The following is a 12265-nucleotide window of genomic DNA, read 5'->3' on the forward strand; positions in this document are numbered from 1 at the left end:
GATCAGTCGCTCAGCAAGCGTCCCTGACGAATGGGTTCACGGCCGGCCACCTTGGCCAGCCACAGTCCGGGTTGGGCGAAGCGGGTGCGCTCACGGGCGAACAGCACGCCGTCCACCGTGGCGCACACCGTTGAATGGCGGTCGCTCAAGGGGTCGATCACTTCGAACAGCGGCTCGCCCGCCCTGACCCGCGCACCGGCAGGCTGCAGGAAGCTGACCACGCCGGAGTGGGGCGGATAGAGCAGTTCGGTGCCCTCGAAGGGGGTCGGCTCGCACAGTGCCGGCGGCGCGGCCGGCCAGTCACCGTCGATCAGCCCGTGCTCGGCGAGCACCGCAAGGATGGCCTCGGCGCGAGCCTCGGACAGCGGGCGGTCGGTATCGGCCACGCCGCCCAGCTCGACCGTGCTGGCCACGCAGGCCAGCGAAATCGACGCCTGCGGGAAGCGCCGCGCCAGGCGCAGCCAGGGCAGCGAACAGGCCTCGTCGAAGGAGCTGCCGCCGGACTCTTCAGCAGTGAGCACGGCCGCAGCCCCCAGGCGGGCCGAGAGCCCGGCCAGCGACGCGGCGTGCTGCGGCAGGCAGTACAGGTGCACGGCCGCCTCCAGGTCGCAATGCAGGTCCAGCACCAGGTCGGCGTCGCAGGCGTGGGTCAGCAGCAGGCGCTGCAGGCCCTCCAGCTCCGAAGCGGCCGGCGGCAACTGGTGCAAGGCGGCCTGCATGGCCTCGCGGATGGTGGTGCGGTTGGCATCGGCGTCATCACCCAGGCGCCCTTCCAGGCCGGCCTCGACCTGGGTCGCCAGGTCGACGAAGCCACGGTTGAAGTTACGCCCGCTGGTGAACTCGAAGCGGCCCAGGTGAGTGGCCTGCAGCACCTGGCCGAGGCCGATGGGGTTGGCCACCGGCACCAGCTCGATGCAGCCGGTCAGGCGGCCTTCGGCCTCCAGTTCGGCGAGGCGCCGCTTGAGCTCCACCGCCACGCGCATGCCCGGCAGCTCGTCGGCATGCAGGGATGCCTGCAGGTACGCCTTGCGCGTGCCGGTGCCGAAGCGGAAGACGCTCAACTGGCGGCGGGTACCGGGCAGGCCCCAGGGCAGTTCGTGGTCGATGCGCTCCATGGCATCAGGCCTTGCGCGGGGCCAGGTAGGCCAGCCAGCGGCGCTCGGCCAGCTTGAACAGGCGCACCAGGATGAAGGTCAGGCACAGGTAGAACAGGCCGGCGGTGATGAACGCCTCGAACGGCAGGTAGTACTGCGAGTTCACGGTGCGCGCGGCGCCGGTGATGTCCACCAGGGTGACGATGGAGGCCAGGCTGGTGGTGTGCAGCATCATGATCACTTCGTTGCTGTACTGCGGCAGCGCACGGCGCAGGGCCGAGGGCAGCAGGATGCGGCGGTACAGCTTGGCGCGGGACATGCCGATGGCCTTGGCCGCTTCGATCTCGCCATGGGGCGTGGCCTTGAGGCTGCCGGCGAGGATCTCGGCGGTGTAGGCGCTGGTGTTGATGGCGAACGCCAGGCAGGCGCAGAAGGTGGCGTTGGACAGGTAGGGCCAGAGCCAGCTTGCACGCACGGCCTCGAACTGGGCCAGCCCGTAGTAGATGAGGAACAGCTGCACCAGCATCGGGGTGCCGCGGATGACGTAGGTGTAGAGCCAGGCCGGGAAGTTGACCATGGGCTGCTTGGAGACCCGCATCAGCGCCAGGGGCACGGCCACCAGCAGGCCGACAGCCAGGGAAATGGCCAGCAGCTTGAGGGTCACCAGCACGCCGCTGAAGTAGAGCGGCAGGTTCTCGTAGATGACGGTGTAGTCGAAGATCACGGATGCGCCCTCTCGCTCACAGATCGGCGGCCTTGATGCCGACGGAGTAACGTTTTTCCAGGAAGCGCAACGCCAGCAGCGACACGCTGGTCAGCACCAGGTACAGACCCGCCACGGCCAGGAAGAAGGTGAAGGGCTCGCGGGTGGCGTCTGCCGCACTCTTGGCCTTGAACATCATGTCCTGCAGGCCCACCACGGACACCAGCGCGGTGGCCTTGGTCAGCACCAGCCAGTTGTTGGTGAAGCCGGGGATGGCGAAGCGGATCATCTGCGGCACCAGGATGCGGAAGAACACCTGGCGGCCGTTCATGCCGTAGGCGAAGCCGGCCTCGCCCTGCCCTTTCGGAATGGCCATGAAGGCGCCCCGGAAGGTCTCGGACAGGTAGGCACCGAAGATGAAGCCGAGGGTAAAGACCCCGGACCAGAACGGGTCGAGGTCGATGTAATCGTCATAACCGACCATCGGCCCCACCAGGTTCACCACCTGCTGGCCGCCGTAGAAGATCAACAGGATCAGCACCAGGTCGGGAATGCCGCGGACCACGGTGGCGTAGGCATCGCCCATGATGGCCAGCCAGCGCACCGGCGACAGGCGAAAGGCCGCGCCGACCAGGCCGAGCAGGATGGCCATGGACATGGAGGACAACGCCAACTGCAGGGTGAGCCAGGCACCCTCGAGAATGGTCGAGCCGTAGCCGTTGAGCATGTTTCAGGTCCTCTTGCAGCGCCCCAGGTGAAACCGGACAGCACCGCTGCAATGAAAAAGTGGCACAACCTGCAGGTTAACCGCCGACCGTGACGCCCGGTCGCGCGGTGCCGTAGGGCGCCTCTAAAAACGTGGACGAGGCAGTCAGCGCAAGGCAAAAACAGACGAAAAAGCGCAGTTTACGTAGGGTAAATGAGCATTTTGAGGCTGTTTTTAACGCCGCGATGACAACGCAGGTAGTTTTTAGAGGTGCCCCGTGGTCGCGGGGCGGCCTCAACGTCCTGGTTGTGCCACTTCCGGGGAAGGGCGGAGGGGATTACTCGCCGTAGATGTTGAACTGGAAGTACTTGTCCTGGACTTCCTTGTACTTGCCGTTGGCACGAATGGCGGCGATGGCGGCGTTGATCTTGTCCACCAGGGCCTTGTCGCCCTTGCGAACGGCGATGCCGGCGCCTTCACCGAAGTACTTCGGATCGGTGTAGTCCGGGCCTACCAGGGCGAAGCCCTTGCCGGCTTCGGTCTTGAGGAAGCCGTCGTCGATGTTCACGGCATCGGCCAGGGTCGCGTCGAGGCGGCCGGCGGTCATGTCGAGGAACACTTCGTTCTGCGAGCTGTAGCGCACCACTTCGATACCGGCCGGGGCGTAGACCTCGGTGGCGAAGCGGTCGTAGGTGCTGGCGCGCTGAACGCCGACCTTCTTGCCCTTCAGGTCCACCAGCGGGTCGTTGATCACGGTGCCGGCCTTCATCGCCAGCTTGATCGGGGTCAGGTAGTAGCGGTTGGTGAAGTCGACGGACTTCTTGCGGTCTTCGGTGATGGTCATCGAGGACAGCACGGCGTCGAACTTGCGCACCTTGAGGGCGGGGATCAGGCCGTCGAACTCCTGCTCGATCCACTGGCACTTGACCTTCATCTCTTCGCAGAGGGCGTTGCCGATGTCGTAGTCGAAGCCGGTGATCTTGCCGTCCGGGGTCTTGAAGGCGAAGGGCGGGTATGCGGCCTCGATGCCGATACGCAGGGGCTTGGAATCATCGGCAGTGGCTGCCAGCGGCGACAGCAGGGTCAGCGCCAGAGCGCCGAGAAGGGCAATCTTCTTCATGTTTGACTCCTTGGAATAGGGAAGCATCTGCTGGCAGGAGAGATCGTGCCCAGACCATTCAGCGAATTGTAGAAATAGGCGCGGGAATTACCTTGATTGAACTCAGGGAATTGGCCTTGGCCGGGTGAGCGGCATTCTAGCGACAGCCCTAAAGTCGATATTTCTTCAATGCGACAACAAATTACAAAAGGCCAGGACGACCGAGAGGGAGAGGTTGACAGAAACCTTCTTTTATGGCTAGGCAGTTCAATTCAGAACCTTCTGAAAAAGCAATTACCAGACCACTTTCCAACAACCCCAGAAAAAACAGGCCCTCCAGCCGATCACCGGGTTGTCAGACTCACCTCGCGCAGCACCAGCCCGGGGCAATCTGCTCCCTGGCGCCCCAGAATGGCGCGCAAGGTTACACCCCGACTGTTACCGCTCGCTATCCCCCATTGCGGACTGTCATCCGCAGGCACCATCCGATATCAATCGACCAGAAGCAGAACGCCCCGCCGGGCTTGTGGCCGGGCGGGGCGTTCGCTGGAGCGGGAAGTCGCCGGGTCAGGCGGCCTGCATGGTGCGGTGGGTATCGATGAGGTGCTGCACCACGCCAGGATCAGCCAGCGTGGAGATGTCGCCGAGGGTGTCGTACTCGGCCACGGCGATCTTGCGCAGGATGCGCCGCATGATCTTGCCGGAGCGGGTCTTGGGCAGGCCGGGTGCCCACTGGATCACGTCCGGCGTGGCGATGGGGCCGATCTCGCGGCGCACCCACTGCTTCAGCTCCTGACGCAGCGCTTCGGAGGATTCCACGCCCGCGTTGAGGGTGACGTAGACGTAGATGCCCTGCCCCTTGATGTCGTGGGGGATGCCCACCACGGCAGCCTCGGCGACCTTCGGGTGGGCCACCATGGCGCTCTCGATCTCGGCGGTGCCCATGCGGTGGCCGGAGACGTTGAGCACGTCGTCGACGCGGCCGGTGATCCAGTAGTAGCCGTCTTCATCGCGACGGGCACCGTCACCGGTGAAGTACATGCCCTTGAAGGTCTTGAAGTAGGTGTCGACGTAGCGGTCGTGGTCGCCGTACAGGGTACGGGCCTGGCCCGGCCAGGAGTCGATGATCACCAGGTTGCCTTCCGCGGCACCCTCGATCAGGTTGCCCAGGTTGTCCACCAGCGCCGGTTGCACGCCGAAGAAGGGCCGTGCGGCAGAACCCGGCTTGAGGGCGTGAGCCCCCGGCAGCGGGGTCATCAGGCAGGCGCCGGTCTCGGTCTGCCACCAGGTGTCGACGATCGGGCAGCGGGACTTGCCGACGTTTTCGTAGTACCAGTGCCAGGCTTCCGGATTGATCGGCTCGCCCACCGAACCCAGCAGGCGCAAGCTGGAGCCGTCGGCACCGGCCACGGCGGCCTTGCCCTCGGCCATCATCGCGCGGATGGCGGTGGGGGCGGTGTAGAGGATGTTGACCTTGTGCTTGTCGATGATCTTGGCGACGCGGGTGACGTCCGGGTAGTTCGGCACGCCTTCGAACATCAGGGTGGTGGCGCCATTGGAAAGCGGCCCGTAGACCAGGTAGGTGTGGCCGGTGACCCAGCCTATGTCAGCGGTGCACCAGAAGACTTCGCCCGGGCGGTAGTCGAACACGCGCTCATGGGTCAGCGAGGCGTAGACCAGGTAGCCGCCGGTGGTGTGCAGCACGCCCTTGGGCTTACCGGTGGAGCCGGAAGTGTAGAGGATGAACAGCGGGTCCTCGGCGCCCATTTCCTTCGGCAGGCACTGGCTGGAGGCGACCTTCATCAGGTCCTCGTACCAGACGTCGCGGTGCGGGTTCCACTTGATGTCCGAACCGGTGCGCTTGACCACGATCAGCTTCTGCACACTGCTGGTCTCGGGGTTGGTCAGGGCGTCGTCGACATTGGCTTTCAGCGGGGTCTTCTTGCCGCCGCGCAAGCCTTCGTCGGCGGTGATCACCACCTTGGACTTGCAGTCGATGATGCGGCCGGCCAGGGCCTCGGGAGAGAAGCCGCCGAAGACCACGGAGTGAATGGCGCCGATGCGGGTGCAGGCCAGCATGGCCACCACTGCCTCGGGAATCATCGGCATGTAGAGGGTGACCACGTCACCGCGGTGCACATCCTGGCCGCGCAGGGCGTTGGCGAACTTGCACACTTCTTCGTGCAGTTCGCGGTAGGTGATGTTGCGGTGCTCGGACGGGTCGTCGCCTTCCCAGATGATCGCCAGTTGGTCGCCGCGCTCGGCGAGGTGACGGTCCAGGCAGTTGGCGGAGAGGTTGAGGGTGCCGTCGGCGAACCACTTGATGTCGACGTGGTGGTCGTCGAAGGAGGTCTGCTTGACCTTGGTGAAGGGTTTGATCCAGTCGATGCGCTGAGCCTGCTCGCGCCAGAAACCATCGGGGTTGATCACCGACTGCTGGTACATGGCCTTGTAGGTCGCCTCGTTGGTCAGCGACTTTTCAGCCACCTCGGGACGCACCGGATACAGTGAAGCAGCACTCATGTCTCATACCTCGACGGGTAGTTGTTTTTGTATGCCGTCTTTTGTATCCCCCGCCTGTCAGTGGGGCCATTCGACCATGGTCTTACCGGACTTGGACCATGGTCTAAGCCCCGTGGAACGGGCCATCCAGCGCGTTTTCCAGGTGCCTCTGGCAGCGCCTGCCGCTCCAGGGCGCCGAAGCCCCATAACGATCAATAAAGCGAACAGTTTTTTGCCAGCTCCGAAAGCAAGTGCGCTCCAGCCCTTAACAATTGCGGAAATATTTAGCCAAAACCTATCGATTGATACGCATGGATACCTAAAGTTAATATTCCGTTCATTATGTTGAACAGTCACTCCCCTTCCCTGTCCTTCTCCCGTCTGGTGTCCCGCGAGGGCCACTGGACCGGCGACCTGTAGCGCCCCTCCCATTCGGGCCGGACGACTTCGGCCACCTGCGCCCTGCGCACACCCGAATCCGAAACACGGGCCATTCGCCACTGACGGCGAGCCCGCAATGCCCATGGGAGGGCACCATGCGTTCCTGGATCTATCTTCTGACGGCGATCTTCTTCGAGGTCGTCGGCACCACCTCCATGTCCTTTGCCAACGAAAACAACCCAGTGCTGGGGCACCTGCTGATGTACGGCCTGATCGGCCTGTCGTATTTCTTCCTGGCACTGGCCGTCAAGCGCGTCCCGGTCGGGGTTGCCTACGCCCTCTGGGAGGGCATCGGCATTGTGTTGATCACCGCCGTCAGCGTCGCCTGGCTCGGGGAAAGCCTCGGCCTGGCCAAGGCGCTGGGCATCGGCGTGATGATCGCCGGCATCCTGCTGATCAAGTTCGGCACCCACAGCTCGACCGAGCCGACTCGCCAGGAGGTAGCAGCATGAGCACCGTGACCTGGATTCACTTCGCCTGGCTGGGCGTGGCCATCGTCCTGGAAGTCCTGGCCAACGTCCTGCTCAAGTACTCCGACGGCTTCCGCCGGCGCCTGCTCGGCGGCCTGTCCATCCTCTGCATCCTCGCGGCCTTCACCGCGCTGGCCCAGGCGGTGCAGGGCATGGAGCTGTCGATGGCCTACGCCATCTGGGGCGGCTTCGGCATCATCGCCACCGTTGCCCTCGGTTGGGCCCTGTTCGGCCAGCGGTTGGCCTGGCGCGGCTGGCTCGGCCTGAGCTTGCTGGTAGGGGGCATGACCCTGCTGAAACTCGCCTGACATGAAAAAGGCCCCGCAAGGGGCCTTTTTCATTCGTGCCGGCGGTCAGACCAGAGTCAGGGTGACGTCGATGTTGCCGCGGGTGGCGTTGGAGTACGGGCAGACGATGTGGGCCTTGTCCACCAGTTCGCGGGCGTGAGCCTTGTCCATCCCCGGCAGGCTGATCTGCAGCTCCACCTCGATGCCGAAGCCGTTGGGGATGGCGCCGATGCCGACGATCCCTTCGATGGAAGCGTCCGCCGGCATCGGGTACTTGTCCCGTGCCGCGACGAACTTCATCGCGCCGATGAAGCACGCCGAGTAACCGGCCGCGAAGAGTTGCTCAGGGTTGGTGCCCGAGCCGCCGGCACCGCCCAGTTCGCGCGGGGTGGTCAGGGCGACGTCCAGCACGCCATCGGAGGAAACTGCACGGCCATCACGGCCACCGGTGGCTTCTGCGTAGGCGCGGTATACGACGTTTTCGATGCTCATGGTGCGGTCCTCATGATCAGGTTGCGTTGGGGTAGATCCGATTTGATTTGCGCGATTTTATTTAGTGCACAAATTTTCATGGCGATAAATTTATCGCTCGCTTATTTTGTGCGCAAGTTATTTCATTGGATCGTTTCGCTATGACCTCATTCCAGCGAGGCATAAGCCCAGCGCAACGCCTGCTCGCCTAGCGATGAAAGCCCGCTCGGCTGAGCGCCTGGGTCAGTGCGAGGGCGTATTGCCCCTGGCAGTGCAGCCGCCCCTGCCCGTCCGGCAGGCCGAGCCCGAAGCCCTCGTCACCCTCGCCGAAATAGAGGATGCCATTGGGCAGCTCGGCCACCACCAGCACATCTTCCGGCTCGCCGAAGCGCAAGCGGGTGCAGGCATAGAAAGGCACGCGGCAGGCGGCGAACACCACCTGCTGGGCAGGCGAGCAGTCGCACAGGTGCTGGAACACCAGATTCTTGATTTCGACGGTCGAAAACGATTGGCAGGTATCCATGGCGGGGTCCGTCCTGCTTGTTATGGTTGAGCGGGCCTGACGTAGGGATCTTCGAACACCGAGTGCGAAAATCTAGCAGTCGCAGGGCGGCTTTCCACCCCAACCGGTAACAGGATCAGACAAACGCGACAGAGGGGCTCAGGACGAGGAAACGCGAGGCCCGAGCAGGATGATGACAGCACCGATGACGCAGAGCGCCGCCCCCAGCCAGTCGCTGGCCAGTGGGCGAGTGCGCTCGACGAAGGCCAGCCAACAGAGCGAGGCGACGATATAGACCCCGCCGTAGGCCGCGTAGGCCCGCCCGGCGTAGGCCGCCTCGATCCGGGTGAGCAGGAGGGCGAACAGGGTCAGGCTCAACAGCCCCGGGACGATCCACAGAGCACTGCGTCCAAGCCGCAGCCACATCCAGAAGGCGTAGCAGCCGGCGATCTCGAACAGAGCCGCGAGGAAGAACCACAGGTAATTGAGCATGGATGCCTCCAGGGCAAGTGCGACCGTGCCGGCCGCATGGCGTCAGCCGCGCAACGCGCCTTCCCGTTCCCAGGCGCAGCGCACGCGCAGGCCGGCTTCCTGCGGACTGTGGAAGCCCTGCTCGCTTTCCCAGCGGAAGGTGTGGGTGCCGTTGAGCTCCGTCTCCAGGTGCACCACGGCGCTGCCCCAGTAGAGCTGTTCCAGCAACGCTTCGAACTGCTTCACCCAGAGGTTCCACTCGTACTCGATGGCCGGGTAGCTGGCGCCGAAGTGGATCACCTGGGTCTGGTAGAGGCCGAGCCCGGGGCGGCGACTGAAGGAAAACATCTCGCGGCCGAGGAAGGGCCAGATATCGCCGGCAGGCAGGCGCTCGATCACCGCGCGATTGGTCTCGCGGCGATGATCCAGCACCTCGGGATCATCGGACGGCCAATCGCGGATGCAGCCATAGACGATGGATTCAGAGTCCACACAAGCACTCCAGGAAAACTGAGGCAGCCTTCTAACACAGGGCCGGCAGCCAGGAAAGGAACTGCGCGCTATTTCCGCGCTTCAGCCCTGCGTCGCCCCAGGAGCCACGCCAGCACACAGAGCAGCGAAGCCAGCCCGGTGATGACCATGAACGGCACCTGATAGTTGCCCGCCAGGTCACGCCCCAGGCCGGCAAGCACCGGCGTCAGGCTGCCCAGGCTGTAGCCGGCGAACAGCATCATCGCCGTCCATCGGCTCACCGCGAGGGAGCTGTTCACCTCGTAGAGCGGCAGCACCATGGCCAGGGAGAAGGAACCGGAGAGCCCCAGGCCCAGCAACAGCGCCCAGAGCCCGGGCACCTGGGTCGGTGCAAAGGTGATCATGGCCAGGCACAGCGTGGTAATGAAGCCACACCCCAGCAGCAGGTGATAACGGTTGCCGAAACGCTGGGCCAGCCAGGGCAGGATGAACGAGCTGGGCAGCCCCATCAGCATGAACAGGCTGAACAGGCTGTTGCTGCGCAAGCTGCTGAAACCAGCTTCGGTATAGCGAGCCACCAGCCAGGTAGCCAAGGCATAGAACAGCCCGGCCTGGATGGCGAAGAGCGCTGTGATCAGCCAGGCTCTGGGCTCTCGCCAGGGCAGGCCGGCAGCCCCGCCCTCCTCCGCCTTCTCGGCCCGATTGGGCAGGTACAGCCAGAGCAGCATCGCCACGCCAGCCGGAATGGCCCAGGCCGCCAGGCCCAGGTGCCAACCGCCCTGGGCAAGCATCACCACCGGGTCGGTGAGCACGGCACCCGCTGCGCCGCCCACGGTCATGCTCAGGGCATACCAGGCGACGACCCGGCCGACGTGGTCATGGAAATGGCGCTTGATGAAGCCCGACATCAGCGGGCCGGCGATGGCGATGCCAGCGCCCAGCGCGGCAGCACTGCCGATCAGCACCGCGCTGTGGTGGGAACCGAGGCGGGCCGCCAGGGCCAGCCCGATCAATCCCAGGCAGCCGGCAATGACCCGCTCCAGGCCGAAACGCACGGCCAGGCGCGGGGCGAGAGGCGCCAGCAGCCCCATGCACAGGACCGGCAATGCAGTGGTCAGGCTGACCAGCCCCCGGCTCAGGGAAAGCTCGGCAGCAATGCGCTCGATGAGGGGAGCGAGGGAGGTGATGCCGGGGCGAAGGTTGATCGCCCCCAGCACCAGGGCGAGCATCAGGAGGGCTCGGGATACAGGCTTCACGGGGTTTCCAGGTTGATCGGCAGGCAGGCCGGGGAGCGGAACCCTACTACTCCACTCCCCGGCCAGGCAAGGCTGAAAGCCCCATAAACTGACCGGTCGATCAGGACGCCTGGCGGTTCTTGGCGCGCATTTTCTCGGCCATGGTGGCCATTTCGTCGTAGAGGGCCTGAGGGTTCTTCTGCTTGATGGTCCAGGCCATCCGGCCCTGCTCGTGAGGCAGGATCATGAAGGTGCCGGCAGCCACTTCGTCGTAGATATGGCTGGCGATGTCGGCGGCGCTGATCGGCGAACTTTCCAGCAGCTTGCCCACCTGCTGCTTCATGGCCGGGGTCGGGCCACGGAAGGAATCCAGCAGGTTGGTCTGGAAGAAGGATGGGCACACCACATGGACGCCGATGCCCTCCTGGCGCAACTCGATCAGCAGGCTTTCCGACAGGGCCACCACGCCGGCCTTGGCCACGTTGTAGTTGCTCATGGCCGGCCCCTGCATCAGCGCCGCCATGGAGGCGATGTTGACGATGCGGCCACGGCTCTTCTGCAGCAGCGGCAGGAAGGCCTTGCAGCCCTTGACCACGCCCATGAGGTTGATCGCGATCTGCCAGTCCCAATCCTCCAGGGACAGCTCCTCGAAGAAGCCGCCGGAGGCCACGCCGGCGTTGTTGACGATGATGTCGATGCCGCCGAGCTTCTGCTCGCAGGCCTGGGCGAATGCGGTGAGCTGGCTGTAGTCACGCACGTCGCAACGCTGGGTGAAGCCATCGCCGCCGGCTTCGCGAACCAGGGCGAGGGTTTCCGCCAGGCCGGCCTCGTTGACGTCGGACAGGGCGAGCTTGCTGCCTTCGCGGGCCCAGCGCAGGGCGATCTCGCGGCCCAGGCCCGAGCCGGCGCCAGTGATCATGATGCGGTTGTGCATGGTGAGGGTGCCTTCTGCTGTGCTAGATGCCCGCAGTGTAGCGAGGCCCCTGGCGCCGAAGCGCGAAATCAGGACGCTGAATGACCGGTGCAAAACGTTGCTTCACGAGCTTGCACAGCGCCCCGCGAGCGGCATCCCCGACAGCGCCTCAGAATGCTACGCGGCGCCTCAGCACACGCCACAGCACCAGTCCGTAGACCAGCAGGTTGAGGCAGATGACCACGGCGCCCAGCCAGAGTTGGATGGCATCGGTCAGCCCGGCCGGGTAGATCACCGGCAGGATATAGCGCTCGACGAAGCCACCGGGGTAGCCCGACTCACCCGCCGCGTGCCGCAAGCTGTTTTCCAGGTCCGTCAGCGGACAGCGCAGGTGCAGCAGCTCCACGCAGGCGCCCCAGGCCACGGCGGGCAGATGCAGCATCGCCATCCAGTTGCGCACCAGCACAGCCAACCCACCCAGCAGCACGAAAACAATGAAGGCCAGGTGCACCAGCACCACGGCATCCGCCGCTATCCGTTCGATCATCCGCTCGCCATCGGCGCGTCCCACGCCGCCCCTCGATAAAAGTTGGATTGAAAACACCCTGAACACACTGTGCACCGCTGAAGTCGGAGCACATGGGCATGGGTAGAAAAGGCCGCACAGCCTCACCGCCCTGCGCCAGGAAGTCCAGAACCAATCAGAACCAAGGAGTCCACCATGGGCCTGAGCACCATCCTGCTGCTGATCCTGATCCTCCTGCTGGTCGGCGGACTGCCGGTCTTCCCCCACTCCCGCTCCTGGGGCTATGGCCCGTCGGGCATCGTCGGTGCGCTGCTGGTGATCGTCATCGTGCTGATGCTGCTGGGCCGCATCTAGCGCGGCGAACGACCGGCTCG

The 12265-nt window shown here is 64.6% G+C and carries 15 protein-coding genes; 3 read left to right on the forward strand and 12 right to left on the reverse strand.

The window, feature by feature from the left end:
• Positions 1-2: 2 nt before the first annotated feature.
• The 5 genes from A9G05_RS03565 to acs all read right to left on the reverse strand — a co-directional run bounded on the left by A9G05_RS03565 (position 3) and on the right by acs (position 6125).
• A complete protein-coding gene (locus A9G05_RS03565) occupies positions 3-1115 on the reverse strand; it encodes a succinylglutamate desuccinylase/aspartoacylase family protein (RefSeq protein ID WP_069559662.1) in 1113 nt (370 codons plus the stop codon).
• Positions 1116-1119: 4 nt separating this feature from the next.
• A complete protein-coding gene (locus A9G05_RS03570) occupies positions 1120-1818 on the reverse strand; it encodes an ABC transporter permease (protein WP_044412311.1) in 699 nt (232 codons plus the stop codon).
• A 16-nt stretch (positions 1819-1834) separates the two neighbouring features.
• Complete coding sequence (locus tag A9G05_RS03575; RefSeq protein WP_069559663.1) at positions 1835-2524, reverse strand: ABC transporter permease; 690 nt, start codon at positions 2522-2524, stop codon at positions 1835-1837.
• Between the two features lie 316 nt (positions 2525-2840).
• Positions 2841-3623 (reverse strand): ABC transporter substrate-binding protein, encoded by a 783-nt coding sequence (locus tag A9G05_RS03580; RefSeq protein WP_069559664.1) that lies wholly within the window; start codon positions 3621-3623, stop codon positions 2841-2843.
• 546 nt (positions 3624-4169) lie between these two features.
• On the reverse strand, positions 4170-6125 hold the full coding sequence (gene acs, locus A9G05_RS03585; protein WP_069559665.1) for an acetate--CoA ligase: 1956 nt from the start codon (positions 6123-6125) through the stop codon (positions 4170-4172).
• Positions 6126-6640: 515 nt separating this feature from the next.
• Between acs and A9G05_RS03590 the strand changes: the two genes are divergently transcribed.
• Entirely contained in the window at positions 6641-6997 is a 357-nt protein-coding gene (locus tag A9G05_RS03590; protein ID WP_044412322.1) for an SMR family transporter, read from the forward strand.
• Entirely contained in the window at positions 6994-7323 is a 330-nt protein-coding gene (gene mdtI / locus A9G05_RS03595; protein WP_069559666.1) for a multidrug/spermidine efflux SMR transporter subunit MdtI, read from the forward strand. The genes A9G05_RS03590 and mdtI overlap by 4 nt, the downstream gene beginning before the upstream one ends.
• 45 nt (positions 7324-7368) lie before the next feature.
• Here mdtI and A9G05_RS03600 read toward each other — a convergent pair whose 3' ends face one another.
• From A9G05_RS03600 to A9G05_RS03630, 7 genes are all read right to left on the reverse strand, one after another.
• The gene (locus A9G05_RS03600; protein WP_069559667.1) at positions 7369-7794 is read right to left on the reverse strand and encodes an organic hydroperoxide resistance protein; all 426 of its coding nucleotides are present in this window, start codon (positions 7792-7794) and stop codon (positions 7369-7371) included.
• 187 nt (positions 7795-7981) lie between these two features.
• A complete protein-coding gene (locus A9G05_RS03605) occupies positions 7982-8296 on the reverse strand; it encodes a hypothetical protein (protein ID WP_069559668.1) in 315 nt (104 codons plus the stop codon).
• 138 nt (positions 8297-8434) lie between these two features.
• Positions 8435-8767 carry a YnfA family protein gene (locus A9G05_RS03610; protein ID WP_069559669.1) on the reverse strand — a complete coding sequence of 111 codons (333 nt, stop codon included), beginning with the start codon at positions 8765-8767 and terminating at the stop codon, positions 8435-8437.
• A gap of 42 nt (positions 8768-8809) precedes the next feature.
• Entirely contained in the window at positions 8810-9238 is a 429-nt protein-coding gene (locus tag A9G05_RS03615; protein WP_044412337.1) for a hypothetical protein, read from the reverse strand.
• A gap of 68 nt (positions 9239-9306) precedes the next feature.
• The gene (locus A9G05_RS03620; protein WP_069559670.1) at positions 9307-10473 is read right to left on the reverse strand and encodes a CynX/NimT family MFS transporter; all 1167 of its coding nucleotides are present in this window, start codon (positions 10471-10473) and stop codon (positions 9307-9309) included.
• 100 nt (positions 10474-10573) lie between these two features.
• Entirely contained in the window at positions 10574-11386 is an 813-nt protein-coding gene (locus A9G05_RS03625) for an SDR family oxidoreductase (RefSeq protein WP_069559671.1), read from the reverse strand.
• Between the two features lie 148 nt (positions 11387-11534).
• Positions 11535-11912, reverse strand: coding sequence for a DUF2784 domain-containing protein (locus tag A9G05_RS03630; protein WP_069559672.1), 378 nt, complete (start codon positions 11910-11912; stop codon positions 11535-11537).
• Positions 11913-12086: 174 nt separating this feature from the next.
• Here A9G05_RS03630 and A9G05_RS03635 point away from each other — a divergent pair, with 174 nt between their 5' ends.
• Positions 12087-12245, forward strand: coding sequence for a DUF3309 family protein (locus A9G05_RS03635; protein ID WP_069559673.1), 159 nt, complete (start codon positions 12087-12089; stop codon positions 12243-12245).
• Positions 12246-12265 lie beyond the last annotated feature (20 nt).

Origin of the sequence: Pseudomonas sp. ENNP23 (assembly GCF_001728945.1) — a bacterium.
Taxonomy (GTDB): domain Bacteria; phylum Pseudomonadota; class Gammaproteobacteria; order Pseudomonadales; family Pseudomonadaceae; genus Metapseudomonas; species Metapseudomonas otitidis.